Source organism: Niabella sp., from assembly GCF_030150205.1.
GTDB lineage: Bacteria > Bacteroidota > Bacteroidia > Chitinophagales > Chitinophagaceae > Niabella.
Map to the genome: position 1 here is coordinate 1 of NZ_JASLGT010000021.1, position 21256 is coordinate 21256.

The 21256-nt window shown below is 46.4% G+C and carries 22 protein-coding genes and 1 rRNA gene; 7 read left to right on the top strand and 16 right to left on the bottom strand.

Annotated elements, in window-relative coordinates; genetic code table 11:
- Positions 1-120 (bottom strand): 16S ribosomal RNA (locus tag Q1V85_RS16390); the annotation flags it as partial.
- Between the two features lie 996 nt (positions 121-1116).
- Here Q1V85_RS16390 and Q1V85_RS16395 point away from each other — a divergent pair.
- From Q1V85_RS16395 to Q1V85_RS16405, 3 genes are read left to right on the top strand one after another with little or no spacing between them, the layout of a single operon-like run.
- A complete protein-coding gene (locus tag Q1V85_RS16395; protein ID WP_300601580.1) occupies positions 1117-1392 on the top strand; it encodes a GrpB family protein in 276 nt (91 codons plus the stop codon).
- Positions 1368-1721, top strand: a complete 354-nt coding sequence (locus Q1V85_RS16400) for a GrpB family protein (RefSeq protein WP_300601582.1) — start codon at positions 1368-1370, stop codon at positions 1719-1721. Before Q1V85_RS16395 ends, Q1V85_RS16400 begins: the two co-directional genes overlap by 25 nt.
- Positions 1722-1780: 59 nt before the next feature.
- Positions 1781-2179 (top strand): cytidine deaminase, encoded by a 399-nt coding sequence (locus tag Q1V85_RS16405; RefSeq protein WP_300601583.1) that lies wholly within the window; start codon positions 1781-1783, stop codon positions 2177-2179.
- A gap of 116 nt (positions 2180-2295) precedes the next feature.
- On the opposite strand, the gene Q1V85_RS16410 is transcribed toward Q1V85_RS16405, so the two are convergent.
- The 5 genes from Q1V85_RS16410 to Q1V85_RS16430 form a co-directional block, all read right to left on the bottom strand.
- Positions 2296-2739, bottom strand: a complete 444-nt coding sequence (locus tag Q1V85_RS16410) for an SRPBCC domain-containing protein (RefSeq protein ID WP_300601584.1) — start codon at positions 2737-2739, stop codon at positions 2296-2298.
- Positions 2740-2815: 76 nt separating this feature from the next.
- Positions 2816-3403, bottom strand: coding sequence for an HD family hydrolase (locus Q1V85_RS16415; protein ID WP_300601586.1), 588 nt, complete (start codon positions 3401-3403; stop codon positions 2816-2818).
- A gap of 110 nt (positions 3404-3513) precedes the next feature.
- The gene (locus Q1V85_RS16420) at positions 3514-4155 is read right to left on the bottom strand and encodes a GNAT family N-acetyltransferase (RefSeq protein ID WP_300601587.1); all 642 of its coding nucleotides are present in this window, start codon (positions 4153-4155) and stop codon (positions 3514-3516) included.
- A gap of 6 nt (positions 4156-4161) precedes the next feature.
- Entirely contained in the window at positions 4162-4701 is a 540-nt protein-coding gene (locus Q1V85_RS16425; RefSeq protein ID WP_300601588.1) for an NADPH-dependent FMN reductase, read from the bottom strand.
- 51 nt (positions 4702-4752) lie between these two features.
- On the bottom strand, positions 4753-6021 hold the full coding sequence (locus tag Q1V85_RS16430) for a retropepsin-like aspartic protease (RefSeq protein ID WP_300601589.1): 1269 nt from the start codon (positions 6019-6021) through the stop codon (positions 4753-4755).
- A gap of 326 nt (positions 6022-6347) precedes the next feature.
- Between Q1V85_RS16430 and Q1V85_RS16435 the strand changes: the two genes are divergently transcribed.
- The 3 genes from Q1V85_RS16435 to Q1V85_RS16445 are packed head-to-tail and all read left to right on the top strand — an operon-like array spanning position 6348 to position 8007.
- Positions 6348-6911 carry a YeeE/YedE thiosulfate transporter family protein gene (locus tag Q1V85_RS16435; RefSeq protein WP_300601591.1) on the top strand — a complete coding sequence of 188 codons (564 nt, stop codon included), beginning with the start codon at positions 6348-6350 and terminating at the stop codon, positions 6909-6911.
- A gap of 14 nt (positions 6912-6925) precedes the next feature.
- On the top strand, positions 6926-7423 hold the full coding sequence (locus tag Q1V85_RS16440; RefSeq protein ID WP_300601592.1) for a DUF6691 family protein: 498 nt from the start codon (positions 6926-6928) through the stop codon (positions 7421-7423).
- A 53-nt stretch (positions 7424-7476) separates the two neighbouring features.
- The gene (locus Q1V85_RS16445; protein ID WP_300601594.1) at positions 7477-8007 is read left to right on the top strand and encodes an isochorismatase family cysteine hydrolase; all 531 of its coding nucleotides are present in this window, start codon (positions 7477-7479) and stop codon (positions 8005-8007) included.
- On the opposite strand, the gene Q1V85_RS16450 is transcribed toward Q1V85_RS16445, so the two are convergent.
- The 8 genes from Q1V85_RS16450 to mqo all read right to left on the bottom strand — a co-directional run bounded on the left by Q1V85_RS16450 (position 8004) and on the right by mqo (position 19219).
- Positions 8004-9332, bottom strand: a complete 1329-nt coding sequence (locus Q1V85_RS16450) for an FGGY-family carbohydrate kinase (protein WP_300601595.1) — start codon at positions 9330-9332, stop codon at positions 8004-8006. The two genes, Q1V85_RS16445 and Q1V85_RS16450, sit on opposite strands and share 4 nt — an antisense overlap.
- 168 nt (positions 9333-9500) lie before the next feature.
- Positions 9501-10775, bottom strand: coding sequence for a TIM barrel protein (locus Q1V85_RS16455; RefSeq protein WP_300601596.1), 1275 nt, complete (start codon positions 10773-10775; stop codon positions 9501-9503).
- 161 nt (positions 10776-10936) lie between these two features.
- Positions 10937-13057, bottom strand: a complete 2121-nt coding sequence (locus Q1V85_RS16460) for a bifunctional aldolase/short-chain dehydrogenase (RefSeq protein ID WP_300601597.1) — start codon at positions 13055-13057, stop codon at positions 10937-10939.
- Between the two features lie 22 nt (positions 13058-13079).
- Entirely contained in the window at positions 13080-14195 is a 1116-nt protein-coding gene (gene rhaT / locus Q1V85_RS16465; protein WP_300601598.1) for an L-rhamnose/proton symporter RhaT, read from the bottom strand.
- Between the two features lie 176 nt (positions 14196-14371).
- Positions 14372-15097: a porin family protein gene (locus Q1V85_RS16470; RefSeq protein WP_300601599.1), complete on the bottom strand. Its 726-nt coding sequence runs from the start codon at positions 15095-15097 to the stop codon at positions 14372-14374.
- A 192-nt stretch (positions 15098-15289) separates the two neighbouring features.
- On the bottom strand, positions 15290-17053 hold the full coding sequence (locus Q1V85_RS16475) for a M56 family metallopeptidase (protein WP_300601600.1): 1764 nt from the start codon (positions 17051-17053) through the stop codon (positions 15290-15292).
- The gene (locus Q1V85_RS16480) at positions 17050-17439 is read right to left on the bottom strand and encodes a BlaI/MecI/CopY family transcriptional regulator (protein WP_300601601.1); all 390 of its coding nucleotides are present in this window, start codon (positions 17437-17439) and stop codon (positions 17050-17052) included. The genes Q1V85_RS16475 and Q1V85_RS16480 overlap by 4 nt, the downstream gene beginning before the upstream one ends.
- A gap of 247 nt (positions 17440-17686) precedes the next feature.
- Positions 17687-19219: a malate dehydrogenase (quinone) gene (gene mqo, locus Q1V85_RS16485; RefSeq protein ID WP_300601603.1), complete on the bottom strand. Its 1533-nt coding sequence runs from the start codon at positions 19217-19219 to the stop codon at positions 17687-17689.
- A gap of 421 nt (positions 19220-19640) precedes the next feature.
- Here mqo and Q1V85_RS16490 point away from each other — a divergent pair, with 421 nt between their 5' ends.
- On the top strand, positions 19641-20066 hold the full coding sequence (locus Q1V85_RS16490) for a hotdog fold thioesterase (protein ID WP_300601604.1): 426 nt from the start codon (positions 19641-19643) through the stop codon (positions 20064-20066).
- A 28-nt stretch (positions 20067-20094) separates the two neighbouring features.
- Here the strand turns inward: Q1V85_RS16490 and Q1V85_RS16495 are convergent, their stop codons facing one another.
- The gene (locus Q1V85_RS16495) at positions 20095-20565 is read right to left on the bottom strand and encodes a hypothetical protein (protein ID WP_300601605.1); all 471 of its coding nucleotides are present in this window, start codon (positions 20563-20565) and stop codon (positions 20095-20097) included.
- A gap of 272 nt (positions 20566-20837) precedes the next feature.
- On the bottom strand, positions 20838-21167 hold the full coding sequence (locus Q1V85_RS16500) for a hypothetical protein (RefSeq protein WP_300601606.1): 330 nt from the start codon (positions 21165-21167) through the stop codon (positions 20838-20840).
- Between the last annotated feature and the right edge of the window lie 89 nt (positions 21168-21256).

A 21256-nucleotide genomic window follows, 5' to 3' on the forward strand; every position in this document is an offset into this window, starting at 1 on the left:
TACGTGTTCCGCACCCGTTTGCCGGTCTCAAGAAGTGCAAGCACCTCTCTACCCCACGACTTGCATGTATTAAGCCTGCCGCTAGCGTTCATCCTGAGCCAGGATCAAACTCTCCGTTGTAAATGAGTTTGACTTACTGACTGTTTCAAAGTTATCTGAAGTCCTAAAACTCCAAATACAAATTAACGTGTCAAAAATCTAATGTTATTTGCTTTTTGACTTACCTTTTCGTTGTCACAACCTAATGTGACTGAATTGTGCTATTGCTTCCAAACTTTCAAAGATCTTTCTGCAAAACTATCTCCTAAAAGATACCTTACAAACTTGCCAATACCGCCGGACTCGAACCAACATCGCGCCTTAAACGCCGTATCATCTCAAAAGAACTCTTATCAACCAACCCCTTTCCTTCATTTACACTCCGTTTCGGGGTTGCAAAGATAGATTTTCTTTTTCAAACTATCAAAAAAATTTTAACCTTTTTTCGATATAACCAATTATGTGTGAAGAACTTATAAACCCGTTTTCTACTCTTGTTAGTCAACGTTTTGGGGTTGCAAAGTTGCGAACTTCTTTTCAAACCGCCAAATTTATTTTTCTTTTTTCTTCAACTCTTTTCTAAGAACTATCCCGTTTTTAATCGGGTTGCAAAGATACAATCTCTTTTCAAACTGCCAAAAAAAATCGAAACTTTATTTTTAACTTTTTTTGATCTAACTAATTGTATTCTAAGAACTTATCGGTAATTTTTAACGTACCGTTTGATTTGGGAGTGCAAAGATAGGGAGGATTTTGAAACAGGCAAATTTATTTTGTTTTTTTTCAAATCTTTTTTAAGGCCCGTAATCATGATAGCGCCAATTCTTCACTCCTCTCCCTTCATCGAATCCTGATAATGTAAGTATTTACAGGTCTGTACCATTCGAAAACTAGTCAGCATTGCAATTGCTGATTGCATAGCTAAAGCAAAAGGATACGATACCGCATCAGCAACAACCTCCCAACAAAGCAGATGATGATTATCAAATGATCATATCTAACTAAACAATAGTTATCTGAGTCAGCAAACGGTCACTTTTCCCCTGGTCCGTCACCTTTGAACCATATATATACCACATGAAGATTGATATGGTTCTATATAGTCCTGAATGGAAGGCAGCTTTCGAAACGCTGAAAAAAGAACTGGCAGGTCTTACAGGACCATGGTGCCCCCAAATTGAACATATCGGTAGCACATCTGTGGAAGGATTTGCCGCCAAACCGATTATTGATGTGCTAACAGGTGTAAAGCATGCAGACGATCTTGATCCAATCCCCCATGTGCTGATGGACCGGGGATATATCTATTACGAAAGGTATAATACGATATGCCCTATCGCCGCTTTTTCGTAAAACTGCATACGGATCCTGTCCTTTTATCGCTTCCCGTTTGGATCCGGAAAGGAGACCCTATTCCTGCTGCGCTTAACGAACATCATCACCGGCTGGCACATATCCATGTATTGCTCCTTTCGTCTGAACATTGGACACGGCATATTGCATTCAGGGATTACCTGCGTATCCATCCGGATGTAAAAGCAGCCTACCAGCAACTGAAGGAGCAACTGAGTGCCCGGGAATGGACCAACGGCAATGCCTACAATGAGGCCAAGGATGCATTCCTTAAAACAGAAGAATGCCCTGCAGTAAACTGGTACCTGCAACAACACCCCGTTTTATAAACAGCGGGTTGACTGTACATTTGCATTCCGGCTACTCCTCTTCAACTTAAAACAAAAACATGGACATTGAAAAGCTTAAGCAAATAGCCCGGAACATTTCCGGTGAAAGACAACTAAATGATTTTATAACGATTGGCGGTGTAGGTGCAGCCCTGGAAACAGTAAACGGGAACGTTTATACCGGTATCAGCATTGACACGGCCTGCTCGATGGGCTTTTGCGCAGAACATAGCGCCATTGCGGAGATGCTGAAGCAGGGCGAATATAAGATCAAAGCGATGGTTGCCGTAAACAGCAACGGCGATGCGGTACCTCCCTGCGGCAGATGCCGGGAACTGATCAGCCAGCTCTCCAGCTCTAATTTGCAAACCATTATCGAAGTAAAGAACGGCATCCAGGTACCACTTTCTGAGCTCCTGCCCTACGATTGGAAAGCGACGACCGGTCATGCATGGTAACCACCATTCGCCGGTTCATATCCTCTTTTACTGTTCGATTTTATTCTGCTACCAGCAACCACTCCAATAGCCCGGAGCTGCCGGTTAAAATAGGCCTGCGTTCCAAGATGCAACGCTTATGATATTTCGTTCTCTGCCACCCGCTTTATTTTGAATACCGCTGTATTCCAGTAAAAAGCCAGGTGTTTGTAAATGGTATCCGTGGGAAAGCCTTTAATGGTAAGCGATAACCGGGTTTCTGTGCCCTCAGGGGTTAACAAAAATTCAAATACTGAATAATTATCCGCTTTTTCTTCAAGCCGCGACAGTGAGCTCAACTGACTGTATTGAAGCCGGTGCCCGGGATCAACCGCCAAAACGATCCCCTTGTTTTCAAACGGAAGATGGTGTATTCCTTTAATAACCAGCGGTGCCCCCACCTTCCATTGCGTATCCACCTCCAGCTCCATTTCCGGATCCCCCATCCATTGCAACATGATGTCAGGCGCTGTAAGCACGTTCCACACCCGTTGCCGGCCGGCGTTGATATGGACACTTTTTTCGATGATCGTTTCTTCCATTTCTGATACCCGGTTCAACATATCCGTACCACCGCATGCTATTGCGTTGCTGTTTCCGTTCCGGACGATGTATCGCCTATTTTTTTAGAATGCCCTTTTCAAGATTTTGTTTCAGCAGGTCTTCGGCAAATGCCCATATTTGTTCGGACCCCTGGGCAATCACCTTTTTTTTTGCCACTACCTGGTCGTAGCGTACATCAAACTCCTTCCAGGTTCCACCATCATTGGAGGTATTCTGAAGCAGCGGTTCCAGCCGGTCCAGCGCCCGGGCAAATTTTGCGTCGGCCGTTTGCCCTGCTTCAAATTCTTCCCATATTTCAATCAGCGCTTCCGCCTGCGATTGGGGCAACATTCCAAAGATCCTCCGGGCAGCTTTTAACTCTTCTTCCGTATTGGTATGGCTCTTTTTTGTATCGTAAATAAATACATCCCCCGCATCAATTTCAACAACATCATGAATCAGCACCATTTTCAACACCCGTAGCAGGTCTACCGGTTCATTGGCATGCTCTGCAAGTACAATAGCCATCATTGCCAGGTGCCAGCTATGCTCGGCATCATTTTCCCGGCGGTCGCTGTGAAGCAACCGGGTACGACGCAGCACATATTTAAGCTTATCGATCTCCTTAATAAATGCTATTTGCTTTATCAGTTGTTCCATCATCGGTCAAAGGTACGAACCCGGACCGGAGTCACATCCATTCACAGATTTTTCTATACAAGATGATGCAGCATCCATCCCGTATCAGGCAGTTTCGATCAACCCAGCCCTGGCTATTGGTTTGCGGGAATAACGGCGCTGGTATAAAGACTATACAGTTTCCACCCCAGTGTTTTGTAGAGTGCCTGTCCTTCTCCGGTAGCAACCAAAACGCCTTTTGTAATACCCCGGGAACGGGCAATCGCGGAGAGACGCTTCATAACCAGGGAGGCCAGCCCTTTGCGCCGGTGTGCGGCCGTGGTGGCGATACGATCGTAGATTGCAAAATCTTCTACAAATGCAATCCGCCCGCTCGCTGCCAGCTCGCCGCTATCCGTGAGTATATTCACCACCGGCACCGGAAGCTGCAGCTCAACTTTCAGATGATATCCGCCGGCAAGCGCTCCCCCGTCTTCCGGAACAAGACCGGTTATCATCATATACCCCGGAGGCTGGATCACCCAGCGTGACGGCAGCACCGCCCTTACGCTATCGGGATGGGCACAAACCTTCAGAAAGACCCAGGGCTCTATAATGGTGTTACCCAACCCGGTAAAAGCAGGTGTGATTTCAGCAAAAACATAACGCTCTTTCTGCTCCGGCCACCCTACCTGAACCCGGTATCCTCCCGGTATAACAACCGGCGCCGCAACCCCGCGGGCCAGCGCCCAGCCTTTGATCCAGGTATCTACAACAGACCGGTTTTCAGACATCATAAAAATTTAGCGGGCGCCTACAAGTTGTATAAATGCTTTTATAAATTGCTCGAATGCCTTTCCCGTTGCCGGATCTGCAATTTGTCCTTCCCCGCTTATCTTCCCTTTTACGCCCTGGATCAGCAGGGAAGTCTCCTCTGTGAATAAGGCTCCAACTGTTTGCATGATCATTTTTAGTTCAGCGTGGCCCTTTACACCACTTGCAGATGCGGTGATCAACCCTACCGGCTTCTCCGAAAAAACCGTTGTTGCCACACACCATTCGATGGCATTTTTTAATCCACTGGGAATACTGAAAATATATTCCGGCGTACAGATCAATACGCCATCAGCCTGTGCTATCTCCCGACGCAGGCCTATAACCGCTTCCGGCGGGTTGGCAACAGAAAGTTCGGGGTCGAAATGCGGTAGTGTTTTTAATACATTGTAAACGGTGATCGTAAGAACCGCCTCTGTCTGCCTGGCAAAATTCAATGCCAGCTTTTCGCTGCTAGAACCGGCACTGGCACTACCGATGATCACTAAAATGTTTTTCTGTTGCTTCATGTTGTTTTTTTTACCGAGCAGCTAAAACTGTTGTCCATCCACCCATTGTTCCTAATCGAATTTAATAAACATCTGGTCAAAATTCAGGGTCATCTTTTTGAATTTCCGGATCAGGTCCTGACCAATATTTCCATAAACCGTTTCATTGCCAATGAGCTCCTTTAATAAAGAAACACTGTCTAGCCGCACTTCCCTTCCCATGATCTGAAATGTATGTGAGATCTTATAGCCTTCGTATTCTTTTTTTCCACCGGCCCCACCCAGGCCGATCCGGGTTGGCTGCCAGGTACGGGTGATCTGCTGTTGATTGGTTGTAAAAAATGGCTGATACAGGATCGTATGATCGGCACCGGTATCAAATGTAAAATGCCGGCCATCGATCAGAATCAGGGGCGAGAGGCCATCAATGGCCATATTTGATGCGGTATGGATACGGGTTTCTTTTTCCGGTACGATGAAGTATCCGTCCTGCGTTAGCTGTACTTCCCGGAGTGCTTCAATTACCGGAAAGCCCAAAATCCCGTGGATCTGGTACCCGATCTGTGGAAACGCCAATGCGTCATCCGGCAACACCAAAAATATAACCTGTTCGATAATGCTGTTACCGATCCTTAGCTTTTTACAAACGCCCAGATCCGCTTTCACCGTATTGCCCGTAAGGGCTCCAACTTCAATACCGGCCGGGATCACCTCCATCTTTAAATTACGCGCCGCCGAACGGGTAATGGTCGATAAATTGGCTCCGGTATCAAAAATGCAACTCAGGGTATCACTTTCAATTGTCACCTTCAGATTATTCAAGCCGGCTTTATCTTTTTTCATTTCCATCCGGCTGCTCTTTCGTACCAGTACACGTTGTGGCGGCACAGCTTCCAATGCCGTCCAGATCTTCAGGTTATTCTCCAGGTCTGTTTTTTCATCTTGCTTTAAAAACGTTCCATACCGGTTTAATAATTCCTGTACTGCGATCCTGGCGGCCTTATATTGATGTAGCTTTATATAATTATCTTCCCGGATCCGGTATAGCCTTAATTTTAATGAATCGGGCAAACCATTCCCCGTCTTCAACAGCTGACCGATCCTTTGATTGGATACCTGCGGCCGGTTAAAGGCATTAAAAAGAACTGCTTCTGTAAATTTCTGGTGTACTGCGGAAAGCTGCCGCTGATCCGCATCGTAAAGCATGCGGGCCTTAAAAAAATCCTTCTGCGCGATGGCTGAATCAATCGATTTAAAAGTTGTATGTTCCTCCTGCGCCTGGCAAAGTACCGGTATCACCAGCACCACGAACAATATACCCTTCAGTAAAAAGTGTTTCATTGTATTTTTTTAAAACCGGCGCCGGCCGCTCTTGGTTCTTCATAGAAACAGGCCGTAATGACCATACGCCCCTTCCGGGCCGGTAACATGCAAAAATAGCAATAATCGATCCTTTGTTGTTCGCAAGATATATGCACGAATCAGCCGGGGCATCTTACAATTCCGGGACAATCTTCATATGCTGGCTTTTTTAACCGCCAGGACCAAAGGACTCGCAATATGCGCAAAGAGATTTGCATTTAGTCGTGACAGGCGTTCTTCAGGAACGCACCAAACGACCGATTAAAAAATATTTGATAGCTTAGCGTATTAAACCCGGATTAAAAATGTTAGATTTTATAAAACAACCCTGGCCGTGGTACGTGGCCGGGCCGCTTATCGGGCTGATTGTACCGGCGCTGTTGCTGCTGGGTAACAAACCCTTTGGGATCAGCTCTTCGCTACGACATATCTGTGCCGCCTGTATTCCTTCAGGCATCCCTTTTTTCCGGTATAACTGGAAAAAGGAACGCTGGAACCTGCTTTTTGTGTTGGGCATTTTCTTCGGAGGTATGATCGCAGCGCAATTCCTTACGGATCCGGAGCCTGTAAAAATTGCGCCGCAACTGGCAGCAGACCTGGGGAAACAGGGAATTACCAACTATCACAACCTGGTTCCGGCCGATCTTTTCAACTGGCACTCCCTGCTAACAGCCCGCGGAGCGATCCTGATGATTGCCGGCGGATTCCTGGTAGGTTTTGGAACACGGTATGCAGGCGGTTGCACCAGTGGTCATGCTATTATGGGTTTATCCAATCTTCAGTGGCCCTCGCTGGTTGCAACCATTTGCTTTATGATCGGCGGCTTTTTCGCTGCCAATTTATTACTCCCATGGATATTATCCCTTTAATAAAAAGAACAGCAATGATCAAAGAAGATACTCAACTCCGTTCCCCAAAACCTTCCGATGATGAATTTACTGTGAATCCGGTTGCAGACACGAAAAAGGAAGGTTCACTGCTCCGCTTCCTGGTTGCAGGTATCGTTTTTGGAATTGTTTTTACCAAGGCTGAAGTGATCAGCTGGTTCCGTATACAGGAAATGTTCCGGTTACAATCCTTCCATATGTATGGCGTTATCGGAAGCGCAGTTGCTGTAGGCATGATCTCCATCTGGCTGATTAAAAAATTCCGTATTAAGACCATTGACGGGTCAGCCATCGAAATTCAACCCAAGAAATTTAATAAGGGACAGATTGTTGGCGGGCTGATCTTTGGTATTGGCTGGGCACTTACCGGCGCCTGTCCCGGTCCGCTTTTCGCCCAGATCGGCACCGGAGCCACCGTGGTAGTGATCACACTGCTAAGTGCCATTGCAGGCACCTGGGTCTATGGCCGGTTCCGGGAAAAGCTGCCCCATTAAAAAGAATGTTTACTGGCTAGAGTAGCTTTTTTATTTTCCAAATTGACCATCGCATGTCTGAAACCCGGATCATTATCATCGATGCACAGAAAGATTTTACAGAGCCGGGCTTTGCCTATGAGAAAAAACATCCTGCGCTTAAAAATATCGGAAGCGTCGTTCGCCAGCTCGATATCCTGCTGGAGCAAACGCCACCTGGCCAGATCATATTGGTCTATTCCAGCTATGCGCCAAATCAGTTTGAAACCGGGTTTTCAACCTGTATTCCAGGTACGGAAGGTCATCAAAGCAGCCTGAAAGCCATTGAGCAGCTACTACAGTTTGAGAAAACAGGACATAGCTGTTTTTCTTCAAAAGACTTTTGTGATCATTTGCAACGGGAACAGGTTACCCATCTTATACTCTGCGGCTTTCTTACGGAGTATTGTGTAAAAGCAACAGCATTGGATGCGCTTTTAAAAGGTTTCGGGGTTAGCCTTTGTCCGGACCTGCTTGGCTCAGCCGATGAAAAGCAGCTGGCAAAAGAACAGGCGTTGGCGGAAATGGTACAAAAAGGTGCGCAGATCCGATGCCCCGGGTTTTAAACAGTATAACGCTTTACTTCCAGCAGGTGGGCCGCATCCTCCTTGGTATTCCAGTCTGCATGAATGGCCAGTGCGGCCCCTGTTGCCGTAGCTTGTGATACCGAGGCGGCATATACTTCCATATGCGGAAAGGCCTGCGCCATCAGGTTCATAAATATTTCATTGCGCGCAAAACCGCCGTCAATATATAATTGCTTTACATCCGTATCATCCAGGACCAGCTCCGTGGAATGTTTTTGCTTTTTTACCAGGTGTTGTATCAGATCGTGATAGGTCTTCTCCACCGTTTGCTCACCCGAAAAAACAAATTGCGAAGCCACAGAACGATCATCCGCCGGCATCGCCAGCTCCGGCGTGAAGCGGATATCGTGAAAATATTTCGGATTTACATGATAAAAAGCCGCCATCTTTTTCACCGCTTCTTCATGCTCATTACCTGCAAACAGGCGGGATGATTTCAGGGGCATTCCCTGGTAGGTAAGATAGGATAAACAATCCTGCTGCAGTTCCTTTGTTGTTAACGGGTTTTTATTAAAAGGATTCATGGAGATACTCCAGGTACCGGTAGACAATAGTACAAAAGGCTCCTTAATCATACACATATATGGAATAAAAGCCGCCGAACTGTCGTGCAATCCTACACCGCATTTCAGCGGTTGTCCTTCAATAAGGGTATCAATAGTTCCATCCGAAGGAAACAACGGCGCCAGTTTACTACTGATGCCTTCTTCGGTTACCCATTGATGGTAATCGTTCTTCCGGAAATCCCATAAAGCGGTATGACACCCGATACTGGTAATGTCTGAAAATAATTTGCCGTGCGTAAGAAAACCCAGGTATTGGGGCAGGTGCAGGGATTGTTGTATTTCTCCAAATAAATGCGGTTGTTGTTCTTTGATGCGATAAAGCTGTAATCCCGAATTCAGGTTTCCCAAAACAGGCGATGCCGTTTCTGTTGCAAACTGCTCCCTTCCGCCATACCGGTAATAAAACAGGTCGCCCAGGTCTTCCGGAAAAGGCTTCAGGTAATTATATAATGGTGCTACGGGCCGGCCGGCCGCATCTATATGTACAAAGCTGGCACCATAGGTAGAAAAATTAACGGCCCGCAGTTTTATAGCCGGGTCTTTCAGCTTTTCCGCCAGCTTACGCTTTACCCAGTTGCCGATCGCATGAATATCGTCACAGGGAAATCCATCTTCATCTCTTGTTTCATAAAAGCTTTGCATTTCTTCTTCCACGATCTGATAATCCTCATCAAAGAAGAAAAACTTCTTATTGGTCTTTCCAATATCAAATACCGCTATTCCCGGAATCGCACTCATTTATGTCAGATACTAGTTATCAGTAATCAGTTTTCAGCGATCAGCTTTTAGCTATCAGTTATCAGTAGTCAGTTATTAGTCATTAGCTATCAGAAAACATATTTTTGTTCTCAACTGAAGGCCAAAAACTGATAACTGATTACTGTCAACTGAAAACTAAGAACTTCGCTATAACCCCGTTGCCACGGCCTTTTCACCCCGTTCTTTCACCAGTTCATCCCTCACTTTTAGCTGCCGGAACAGACCGATGGGATCCAATGCCGCACCGGCACGCAGGCGGGCTTCAGCAAGGATAGGACGTACATCTGTACGGTAAGCCCCCTGAAGAAGTTCCTGGGCCTGTGCCACATCATTGTTCTCCTGCGCCGTTTCCAACCGGGCTGCATCTACCAGCAGGGCTTGTGCATAGGCAATCTTAATGGCTTCTACACTTTGCAGCAGATCTTCCAGCGGATCTTTTACGTTATGGCTGGCATCAATCATCCATCCCAAACCGGTGGCATGATCCATTCCTCTTGCATCCATCCCATCTACCAGTTCCTTAAAGATCAGGAACAACTGGTAGGGTTTGATGCTTCCCACAGTAAGATCATCATCTCCGTATTTGCTGTCATTAAAATGAAACCCACCCAATTTCTTTTCATTCAGCAGCAATGCTACGATCTGTTCAATATTGGCATTGGGCAGGTGATGTCCCAGATCTACCAATGTATATGCTTTTGCTCCCAGCTTGCTGGCAAACAGGAACGATTGTCCCCAATCTCCAACTGTAGTCGAATAAAAATTAGGTTCAAATGCCTTGTATTCTACAAATACCTTCCACTGTTCCGGCAAGGCATCATAAATTTCACCAAGACTTTCCAGGGTATGATTAAATGCCTTACGGAAATTCAGCTGTCCCGGGAAGCAGGAGCCATCCGCCAGCCAAATGGTGAGAGCGCTTGAGCCCAGTTCCTCGCCATATTTAATCACCTCTATATTATGATCGATCGCCTGTTTCCGCACAGCACGGTCTACATGCTGCAGGGAACCATATTTATAACTGTGCGCCTGTCCGGGCTGATCCTGGAAGGTATTGGAGTTCATTGCATCAAATTTCAGATCCAGCTGCGCCGCCAGTTGCTTTAATGCTGTGGCATCTTTTGGAATGTCCCAGGGTATATGCAGCGAAATGGCCCCGCTCGACCGGTTAAACTGGTGCAGCAATCCTACATCTTCCAGCTTCTGCTCCAGCGTGGCCGGTTCTCCCCTGCCGGCAAAGCGGCCAAAACGTGTACCGCCGTTTCCAAGCGCCCAGGAAGGAATGGCCACCTGAAAATCGGTCAGCTTTTTAATGATCTGCTCTACCCCCGGAACATTGCCGGAGATAAATTCAAAATTCCGTTGATGTTGTGTCAGCAAGGCATCGTTATGCTGTTCGATCTGAGCTTTTGTCAGTAACATAAAAAATACTTTATATCGGTTTAGACATTTAAACGTTAACAAGGTAACCGGAGTAACCATACATTCTGTAACGCTGTTGTCATATTAAAGATCTTAAAAAAAACGAGTTGACCGATTAGAAAACCATCAACTCTTGTATTGCTTGTTATATGAAGACGTTTTTATCGTAAAAATGCCGCTGCTACTCCTCCATCTACATTCAGCACATTGCCGGTAGATTTATTCAGCAATCCACTTACAAAAATAAAGCAGGCATTTGCAATATCCTCCGGCAGGATCATTTCATTCATCAATGTACGTTTTGCATAATAAGCCGGCAGTTCCGCTACGGTAATACCATATGCCTTGGCGCGCCCTTCGGCCCAGCCACCGGCCCAGATATTGGAATTGGCAATTACGGCGTCCGGATTTACGGAATTCACGCGTATTTTATCGGTGCCCAGCTCTGCAGCCAGCAGCCGGGAAAGATGTGCCTGGGCGGCTTTGGCCGATCCATAACCGGCGTTATTGGGGCCGGATACAATGGAGTTTTTAGAAACGATATTGATGATATCGCCGCCGATATCCTGTTTACGCATTACGGCAACCGCTTGTTTGGAAACCATAAACTGGCCCTTTACGAGGATATCATATAAACGATCCCATTCTTCAATGGTATGATCGGTAATGGATTTTGAAATGCTGATACCGGCATTGTTCACAATGATATCCAGGCCACCAAATGCCCGCACCGCCTCATCGATCGCAGCCTTTATCGAATCATTGCTGGTTACATCCAGTACCACCGAAGCGGCTGCATCGCGGCCAAAGGTCTTTTGAAATTCAGCCGTGGTTTCCTGTACCCGTTCTGCGTTAATATCGTTGATGATCACACAGGCACCCTCTTCCGCAAACTTATGGGCAATGGCCTTGCCAATACCGCCACCGCTTCCGGTAACCAACGCAATCCGGCCACTCAATGGTTTCGGCTTAGGCATCCGCTGCAGTTTAGCCTCCTCCAGCAACCAGTACTCAATATTGAATGCTTCCTGCCGGGGAAGTGAGGTATATTCCGATACAGCTTCCGCGCCCCGCATTACATTGATGGCGTTGGTATAAAACTCCGCCGCTACCCGGGCTGTTTGTTTATCTTTTGAAAACGTGAACATACCTACGCCCGGATAAATGATCACCACCGGGTTTGGATCCCGCATAGCAGGACTGTTCGAATGTTTGCAGGTATTATAGTAGTCCGCATACATATTGCGGTAGGCCTCAAACAACGGCGCTATTTTTTCCTTAACGGCAGCAGTGTCCTCCAGATCTGCGTCCGGAGCCAGGTTGAGTACCAGCGGACTGATTTTGGTGCGCAGGAAATGATCCGGGCAGGAGGTACCCAGGGGCGCCAGCCGTTCCAGGTCGTTGGAGTTAATAAATTGCAATACCCGGTCATCGTCGGTAAAATGGCCCACCATCTTTGTATAGGAGGAGCAAAAACCACGTAATACCGGCGCCAGTGCAGCCGCCTTTTTCAACCGCTCTTCCCCGGCCAGTGCGACAACTTTTCCCCCGCCAAATACGGGTCCTTTTTTACCCAGGTGTTGTTCGATATATTCCGCACATTTTTCAATTACCTCCAGGGTATTCAGATAGCTTTCATACGCGGTATCGCCCCAGGTAAACAGTCCGTGAGAGCCCAGCATGATTCCCCGGATTCCCGGGTTCTCATCCAAACATTGTTTGAGCTGCAGGCCAAGGTCGAACCCTGGTTTCTGCCAGGGCACCCAACCAATGGAACCTCCGAATAATTCTTCGGTGATCTGCTTACCATCCTTTGCTGCCGCAATCGCAATAGCGGCATCGGGATGCAGATGGTCTATATGTTTGAACGGCAGAAATCCGTGTAACGGTGTATCAATAGACGGGGCCTTGGACGCCAGGTCGTAGATACAATGGTTAAAGAGTTCTACCATTTCATCTTCGTGCTCGATCCCTTTGTAAATAGCTTTGAGGCTCCGCAAGCGATCTACATACAATGCTGCCAGTCCGCTCTTTTTGAGTGTGCCTAAATCGCCGCCACTGCCTTTTACATACATGATCTCCTTTTCTTCATTGGTGAGCGGGTCCTTTGCCATCACCTTGCAGGAAGTATTGCCACCTCCATAATTTGTAAGACGGAGATCTGCGCCCAATAAATTGGAACGGTAGATCAGTAATGCTACTTCATCCCCCGCCATTGCTGCCGCGGTGGCATCATCCCATAAATAACTTACATGCTTAAATGTTTTCGCTTCTGCGCTCATATACTGATGTTCTTTTTATATTTTATCGTAGTGAATTTCCGTAGCCTACCAGCAGTACTGATATCAAAATGATAATGATCCCGAGTACTACCGTTGTGAACGTTTTTTTGCTAACCCCTTTCCATTCTTTTAGTATCAGCCCCCACACATTAGCAATCAGGATAATAAATGCCATATGCAGGATCCAGGAACTGGGACCGTTGCCCAGTTTACTTTCTCCCATACCATAGAAGAAGAACTGGAGGAACCAGGTAGTACCGGCCAATGCACAAAAAATAATATTGGATAATACCGGTGTTTTGCGGTTGGTATAATCTCCAAACGTTTTATTACGTGCGTTCAGGATCAGGCACCAGATCAGGTTGGTGGTCAATCCACCCCACAGGATCACCACATAGGACACGTTGTTCTGGTAAAGAAATTCTCCCTGGCCCGGATGTGCTGCCTTCCATAAGGCATTTGCAGCATCCGCCATCGGCTTTCCGGCCTCAATGCCAAAGTTAAAACAGGCACTCAATACCCCGGAAACGATCGCTACCATTATTCCCAGTCCGAATTTATATTCATCCTTACCCGAAAGATGATCTGCTTCTTTAACCGCCGTATTTCCATCACCGGCCAAAGGTGCTGCGGTCAGTTCCTTTTCTTTACGCATGCCAGCTTTACCTGAAACAATGATCCCAATAATACAAACCAGCAGCCCCAGCATCACTACCCTTCCCCAGCCGGTGCCAAATAGCAAGCCAATGGTATCTTTTCCATCCGTAGGATTTAACTGATAATACAATGCGGGGATCAATGCGCCAAATACCATACACAAGCCCAGGATGATACTGCTGCCCAGCGATACACCCAGGTAGCGAACGCCCAGCCCGTAGGTGAGCCCGCCAATGCCCCAAAGCAGCCCGAACAGATATGCATACCCCAGTGTGCCACTTCCTGCTGTTTGAATGATTTCCCAAAAATCAGGGATCGTTAACCAGGCGGCCAGCGGTGGCACAATCAGCCAGGAAAAAACACCACCAATCAGCCAATACGATTCCCAGGACCATCCCTTTACTTTTTTATAAGGGATATAAAAGCTACCGGAAGCAAACCCTCCGATAAAGTGAAATATAACTCCCAATAATGCGTTCATGAATTTCTTTTAAGCAATCATTAAAGTTCAAAAATATCTGGTTTAGTACACACCACCGTCATGTACTGTCATGCTTTCACCCTCCTTTTAACAAAACATTAAACAGGTGACGATTGCATAAAAAAAAGCCGCTCCCCAAGGTGGGGAACGGCCACGTTTATACCTTCTTCTTATCCTTAGAATTTATAACCGAAGGAAACTCCAAAATTGTTATTCCTTAATACCTCGTCCGGTTTGCGTCCGTTAGATTTCGGCTCAAGATTGGTTAGCCCAAGCTGACCATTCAGCTGTACCGAAAAACGGTTGGCAAACTCGTACCCAAAAAGCAGGTTGGCACCTACATCGGCACGCTTGCCAAAAGTCATTTTATCGGGGTTACTGCTAAAATCGTTATAATCCTTTGCAAATTCCAGCTTACCGGTTTCGGTTCCGTAACGATCGGTAACCCTTTTAAAATTTCCACCCAGGGCATAGGAGAAATAAGGACCGGCACCAATCAGTAAATTCCCGTTTCCGGCTGCAGGTTTAAAGATAAAATTAACCGGCACCTCAATATTATAGGTATTTAACCGGGTATAATCACCCGCAGCGGCGGGGGAAAAAGCATCCGCATTAAAATATTCGTGGGCGCTTCTTTCCAATTTGGCGCCCTTCATGCTGAATAATGCCCCGGGCTGAATATAAAATTCGTCAGCAACCGGGATATCAAAGGTTAGCCCAGCATTAAAACCGGGCGTGATTTTAGCCCCATTCACTGTTTTTCCATCAGCATCTTTTATGGTAAGATTGGAGAGATTCACACCCGCGCGCACCCCTACTTCCACCTGTGCCATAGCAGCACCGGACACCGCAATAGCGGTAGCAAGCAGGAAGGATTTCAGAACAAGTTTACTTCGTTTCATAACTTAAGAATTTTGTTAAAATAATAACCTGGTACAGACCCTAAGACACTAATACTTAAACAATAGCTGCGCCAATATAGCAAACTTGTTGCTTTTTAAACATTCCTTTACAATTTAAGACCTGCAAAGTAAATGTTTTCCTAATTTTCTTTAAGTCCTGAACGAAAAAAGGTATACCGGGCACCAGCTAACCTATTGCCTTTTTGTTTCCAGTACCCGGGAGTTGCCTGTAGATACTACCGGTGCGGGATTGGCTACACCGGCAGATCTTCTTGGCGCCACTCTTTCCTTTATCAGAACAGGCGGCTGGATGCCATCGGGCGTATTTTCCGGTTGAGGGATTGTTAACGGTACTTCACGGTTTCTGTTTATATCCCCAATCTTCATATAGTGCTCACCCGTCACCACCGTTACCGGACCGGATGGTTTGTTTGAGGCCGGTGGCGGTGGTGGCGGTGGTGGTGGCGGCGGAAAGTTGGACACAGATCTCAATTGCTTTGCATCCATTTTACTGAGCAGTTCCCGTTGCCGGGCCTGTTCGTTTTCATCCTTTGCAATATATACCTTCCGGCCGTTCCGGATGCGCTCACTCTTTTTCATCAGGCTTATATATTCGTTCATCTCAGCTGCTGTTGCCCCGGGGCCGTAAACCGCTTTGTTGGCGCTTTTGCTTCTGGTGGCGCCAGTCCCTCGCAACATATGGGCCTTGTCAGCGGTCGTTGGTCGTGGTACATTGTCCGGAAGCGCTATTCCGTATTTTTTTTCAAAGGCCTCTTTCTTTTCCCCGCTGGAAACATTCTCAATAACAGATTTAAAGCCTTCATGCACGACAATTACTTCCGTGATCTTTTGATCGCCGGCCTTCAGTACAAGATTCTTTGCACCTTTTGGCAGTTTCACATTTTTCATTTGAGAAGAGATGGTATGCCGCCCATCAAAATATTCGAGAATCACCGGCCACTCCGAAAACTTATGCTGAGTTTCCCATGTAAAAGGCGGTGGTGGCGGTGGCGGCAAGCGCGACGGAACCGTATCGCTTACCTGCGAAAGTACTATATTATCCTGCGCCGCCGTTTGCGCATATACCCTTTCACCAATAAAGAAAACTACTATGGCAAGCAAGGGGATTACGGTTAGTCCCAGCAGCAGGGACCTCTTTTTGCTAAATGTTTTGTTTAACATGATCAATCGTTTTTTTGTGGTATAAAAAGTAAAATGGCTCGCGAGCGCCGCCGGATGCTGCATCATTGTCCGTTGTAATAGCACCTGCTGATAATGGTGCACATTATCCCGTCCTTTTACTACAGCCGCATCGGCCAGCAGCTCATGGTTGATTTTTACAGATCGTTTGTATAAATAAATAACCGGGTTAAACCATATCATTATTTGCAGCAGTTCAATAAACAAAATATCCCAGCTATGTTTTTGCCTGATATGCGCCCGCTCATGCTCCAGTACTTCGGCCGCTATCTTCCCCGCCTCATATTCCTGTTTGTTTAAGAAGATCGCATTCAGAAAGCTATAGGGTGCAACAGCCTCCGGGAGCAGTACCAGCCGGACTGTTTGCAGGTATACGGCCGGATGCTGAACCTTGCTTTGTTGCAGTTTTCTGATATTCCGTGCAAACCGCAGTAATAATAGAACGGACACTACTGCATAAAAAACGCCCCAAATATGAAAGTAATTGCCGTCCTGAGCAGGCGCATCATCTGTCATTAAATAAGAAGGCTCATAGAACGGCTGTTGCGGCCCGGCACCGATCGCCGTCTGCAAAGCCGGTACCGTTTCCGGAACCTTTACCTGTACAGTGATCAACGGTATCCAGAAAGACAATACCAAAGCCGCCAACAAATAGATGCGGTTGAACACCAGCATTTTTTCTTTTTGAAAAAGCAGAGCGTACAGCGCGTAAAAAGCAGCGCAGCAGGCGATCATTTTTAAAAGATAGATAATCATTGTTTCTTTTTTTTACTGGATAAAGATTGAATCTGTCCATCCACAATCTTCTTTAGTTCTTCCAGCTGCTCCCGGCTCAGCTTCGCTTCTTTGGTGAAAAAAGAAGCGAATTGCAGCACCGAATCGTCAAAATAGTTTTTGATCATGTTGCTTACATGTTTCGAAAAATAGTCTGCCTTCTTTACTAAAGGATAATACTCCCTTGAATTTCCATACTGGGTGTAACCAACCACACCTTTATCGGTCATACGCTTTAACAAAGTAGCCACCGTTGTGCTGGCGGGTTTGGGATCCGGAAACGATTCAATCAGGTCTTTCATAAATGCCTTTTCAGCTTTCCAGATATACTCCATTAATTGCTCTTCAGATTTTGACAACTTTACCATTCTACAAATATAGATTTATTTCTACAAATGTAGAATAAAAATCAAAACAAAAAAAAATCTTTTCTGTCTGCCACCGAAACGTTGAAACACTGATAACTGTTCCCCTGCCGATGCGTTTGCGGCTGCGCTCCCCTCCTCAGTCCAAACACTGCTGCAACGCTTTGCTTGTTCCGGCCATACAGACAGGGCGCACAAAAAAGCCCCCGCGCTGCGGAGGCTTCATGAATTATATTACCCTATTGAATACTCAGGCATTTTCGGCCACTTCCATTCCCTCAGGTACCGGTTCTTTCCAGTCTAATTGTAACAGGTCGCAGGTTTCGGTCCTTACCTGGTAACGCAGTGCATCATTCTCTTCCAGGTTTTGCCCTAAAGAAGGGATCATGGTTTTTAATTTTTCACTCCATTTTCCGTTAAAACGGTCGGGAAAGCAACGCTCCAGCAACGTAAGCATAATGGATACCGATGTAGAAGCGCCCGGAGACGCGCCCAGCAGGGCTCCGATAGTGCCATCTTCACTGGTAACGATCTCCGTTCCAAATTGAAGAGAAGCGCCTTTCTCCGCATCCTTATAAATGATCTGCACCCGCTGTCCCGCTTCTTCCAGCTTCCAATCCTCAGTCTTCGCTTCAGGATAAAAAACCCGCAGCGCCTCCAAACGGTCTTCGAAAGAAAGGCTCAGCTGCTGGATCAGGTATTTTTCCAGCTCATAATTTTTTAGCCCTACCCGCATCAGCGAAACAATATTCCAGTATTTGATCGATTCAAACAGATCCCAGTAAGAACCTTCTTTCAGGAACTTCGTGGAGAATGTAGCAAAGGGCCCAAACAGGATGGACGTATCATCTCCCATTACCCGGGTATCGAGGTGCGGCACACTCATAGGCGGTGCTCCTACAGAAGCCTGCCCGTACACTTTTGCGTTGTGCTTTTTTACCACTTCCGGGTTGCTGCATACCAGCCACTGCCCCCCTACCGGGAAGCCACCATAGAGCTTACTTTCGGGAATATCGCTATCCTGCAACAAATGCAGCGATCCGCCACCGGCCCCTATAAATACAAACCGGGAATAATAGATCATCTTCTCTCCGGTTGAAAGGTTTTTTACCTTTACCTTCCATCTTCCGTCATCCTGGCGGATGAGGTCATACACTTCATGCAGCAGGTGCAATTCCGTATTTCCCCGCTCCACCATATTATCAATAAAGATCTTTGTTAATGCTCCGTAATCCACATCGGTTCCCATTTCGGTATAGGTTGTGGCTATTTTTTCTGAACGGTCACGCCCTTCTACCACCAACGGTATCCAGTTTTTGATCACTTCCGGATCTTCTGAATACTCCATTCCTTTAAACAGCTTATATTGCTGCAGGGCTTTATACCGTTTGCGGAGATAGTTTACATCGTTTTCTCCGCGCACAAAACTCATATGCGGTACCGTGCGGATAAAATCTTTCGGGTCACCGATCTGGCCATCCTTAACCAGGTACGACCAAAACTGCTTGGATTGTTCAAACTGCTCAATGATATCCAGCGCCTTTTTGGTTTCAATACTCCCGTCTTCTTTTTCGGGAGTGTAATTCAATTCACATAAGGCGGCATGGCCTGTACCGGCGTTGTTCCAGGCATCCGAACTTTCTCCGGCCACCCGGCCCAGGCGTTCAAAAATATGTATGGAATGCCCGGGTTCCAGCTCATTGATAAAAGCGCCCAATGTTGCGCTCATGATCCCTGCACCAATCAATACCACGTCGGTCTCTATTTCTTTTCTTTTAGCCACGTTCAGCGATTTTATTCGTTAAAATGTGCTGCAAAATTAAAAAGAACCGGAGAAAATACGGCTTACGAAAACGTTATACTTTTTATTTTATTTCAGGAAAGTCAGCTTGTCTGCAATAACAAACAATCATTTGTATTTTTTTTTGTTAAGCAGACCGGCCAACAAAGGAATTGGGACGCCCTGATCGCATTGCAGGATATATAACTGCTCCTAACTTCTTTTACGTTGCGTGAAATAAAGGCCAGGAAACCACAAAGGCAACGATTATCTAAAATATAGACCAGGCCCACTCCGCCGCCGCGGGAAACTTGTGGAACATGGGGCAATACCCCGGCACATGGCTTGAGATATAACCCTTGCGTTCTAAGCCACTTTGCGTCGCTGCATGCAATAAGAATTCTTTATATTTAACGAAAAAGCGATGATCTGGAAGCAACCCGTTCACCTCGAGCAATTGAACCATACGCCTGATTATATGGGCAGCTATCTCAATATCCGGTTTACGGAAATTACGGACAATACGCTCACGGCCACAATGCCCGTTACACCAAAAGTTCATCAGCCCTATGGCATCCTTCATGGCGGGGCGTCAGTGGTGCTGGCGGAAACGGTGGGTTCCTATGCCAGCAGCCTGGTGGTAGACACTGCTCAATTTATGGTGGTGGGCATGGAGGTAAATGCCAACCATCTGAAACCCGTGGCCTCCGGTATGGTGCGCGCAGTTTGCAGTCCTCTTCATTTAGGCAATAAAACCCATGTATGGGATATCCGCATTTACAATGATGCCGGGCAACTTACCTGTGTAAGCCGGCTGACCGTTGCCGTTGTTGAAAAACGGGCGTTTTAATGGCAAACATAACAGTTAGTATCAACGGTTAGTTTCGTCTAAATTTATAGGTAACCGTATTAAAATTATTACTGACCTCCGCCTTAAACCGGTCAGTACTGGTAAAATTAAGATCATCAAAATTGTCCGCCAGAACTTGCTGGTCTTCGATATTTGTTGCAGAAAGCAACAGGCTGTGTTTTTGTTCAGCGCTTTGCTGTCCCTCACTATTGGTTACCGTAACGGTATACTTTTTAAGTCTCCAGGTACCCGCGTATTTTGCACCGGATCGCCGGGTGTAAAAAAAAGAACCATCTGCGGAAAACTGAAAAGTCCCCTCCGAATATACCATCCTGGAACTCCCCCATCCTACTTTGTTGATATCATACAGTTCCCACTGTCCAATGATACGTTCGCTATATGGCTTAAAGAAATCCTTGCTGCAGCCGGCTGTGATACATAAGAAGAAAAAGGGTATCATTCCCTGGGGTAGCGAAAACCGATGTTTTACAATAGACATGGCGGACGATTTTGGTTACTTAAAATTAAATCACCCGCTACTCATAAAAAGCTGGCCCCCGGTCTTTTAACAAAGATTTCGGCATAAAAAAACCTCCGCCCCTGCGAAGGTTTACCCACCACCTGCATATATGCCGCCCAACCAATATCATCCGCTTCTTTAACCCATTGAAGACTCCAGACAGCAATGCTTAATCATCGTGCTGCAATATTCAGGAAAACCCGTTACCCGCATTGATGAACACCACCGGAATGCCTCGTTGCAGTAACGGGTTATTCCGCGCGCTTTGCAGCAAACTTTTGCAACAAGCCAGGCAGTGCCGCAGAAATGGCACCGGTAACCGATGGCGGCAATCCAAACCGGGAGGTAAGCGAGCCGATAAGTCCGCCTTCAATGGCATTCGTAACCGTGCCTCCGGAACTTACCGCCTGTTCCAGGCTACTTAAAATGCCCCCACCCGATGATGAAGCAGCTGTTGCATTATCTATATGCTGAGCAATTTCATCATGAATAGCAGTTTCCTGTTCGGGAGTAACATTACCGGCAATATCGGGATGCCCTCCTAATTCATTTTTTACGGCGTTCAGAATCTCTTCAAACATATTAATAGATTTTATATACCGAATTTAGGACGTCTGCACTCCATTTGCCCATTGTTTTTTACGAAAGAGGAAAAACGATCGTTTAATAA

Bases quoted from the DNA above. Each gene is read 5' to 3' on its own strand.
- Q1V85_RS16395 (WP_300601580.1), top strand. From the start codon at position 1,117: ATGAAGATTGATATGGTTCTATATAGTCCTGAATGGAAGGCAGCTTTC.
- Q1V85_RS16400 (WP_300601582.1), top strand. From the start codon at position 1,368: ATGCCCTATCGCCGCTTTTTCGTAAAACTGCATACGGATCCTGTCCTT.
- Q1V85_RS16405 (WP_300601583.1), top strand. From the start codon at position 1,781: ATGGACATTGAAAAGCTTAAGCAAATAGCCCGGAACATTTCCGGTGAA.
- Q1V85_RS16410 (WP_300601584.1), bottom strand. From the start codon at position 2,739: ATGGAAGAAACGATCATCGAAAAAAGTGTCCATATCAACGCCGGCCGG.
- Q1V85_RS16415 (WP_300601586.1), bottom strand. From the start codon at position 3,403: ATGATGGAACAACTGATAAAGCAAATAGCATTTATTAAGGAGATCGAT.
- Q1V85_RS16420 (WP_300601587.1), bottom strand. From the start codon at position 4,155: ATGATGTCTGAAAACCGGTCTGTTGTAGATACCTGGATCAAAGGCTGG.
- Q1V85_RS16425 (WP_300601588.1), bottom strand. From the start codon at position 4,701: ATGAAGCAACAGAAAAACATTTTAGTGATCATCGGTAGTGCCAGTGCC.
- Q1V85_RS16430 (WP_300601589.1), bottom strand. From the start codon at position 6,021: ATGAAACACTTTTTACTGAAGGGTATATTGTTCGTGGTGCTGGTGATA.
- Q1V85_RS16435 (WP_300601591.1), top strand. From the start codon at position 6,348: ATGTTAGATTTTATAAAACAACCCTGGCCGTGGTACGTGGCCGGGCCG.
- Q1V85_RS16440 (WP_300601592.1), top strand. From the start codon at position 6,926: ATGATCAAAGAAGATACTCAACTCCGTTCCCCAAAACCTTCCGATGAT.
- Q1V85_RS16445 (WP_300601594.1), top strand. From the start codon at position 7,477: ATGTCTGAAACCCGGATCATTATCATCGATGCACAGAAAGATTTTACA.
- Q1V85_RS16450 (WP_300601595.1), bottom strand. From the start codon at position 9,332: ATGAGTGCGATTCCGGGAATAGCGGTATTTGATATTGGAAAGACCAAT.
- Q1V85_RS16455 (WP_300601596.1), bottom strand. From the start codon at position 10,775: ATGTTACTGACAAAAGCTCAGATCGAACAGCATAACGATGCCTTGCTG.
- Q1V85_RS16460 (WP_300601597.1), bottom strand. From the start codon at position 13,057: ATGAGCGCAGAAGCGAAAACATTTAAGCATGTAAGTTATTTATGGGAT.
- rhaT (WP_300601598.1), bottom strand. From the start codon at position 14,195: ATGAACGCATTATTGGGAGTTATATTTCACTTTATCGGAGGGTTTGCT.
- Q1V85_RS16470 (WP_300601599.1), bottom strand. From the start codon at position 15,097: ATGAAACGAAGTAAACTTGTTCTGAAATCCTTCCTGCTTGCTACCGCT.
- Q1V85_RS16475 (WP_300601600.1), bottom strand. From the start codon at position 17,053: ATGATTATCTATCTTTTAAAAATGATCGCCTGCTGCGCTGCTTTTTAC.
- Q1V85_RS16480 (WP_300601601.1), bottom strand. From the start codon at position 17,439: ATGGTAAAGTTGTCAAAATCTGAAGAGCAATTAATGGAGTATATCTGG.
- Q1V85_RS16490 (WP_300601604.1), top strand. From the start codon at position 19,641: ATGATCTGGAAGCAACCCGTTCACCTCGAGCAATTGAACCATACGCCT.
- Q1V85_RS16495 (WP_300601605.1), bottom strand. From the start codon at position 20,565: ATGTCTATTGTAAAACATCGGTTTTCGCTACCCCAGGGAATGATACCC.
- Q1V85_RS16500 (WP_300601606.1), bottom strand. From the start codon at position 21,167: ATGTTTGAAGAGATTCTGAACGCCGTAAAAAATGAATTAGGAGGGCAT.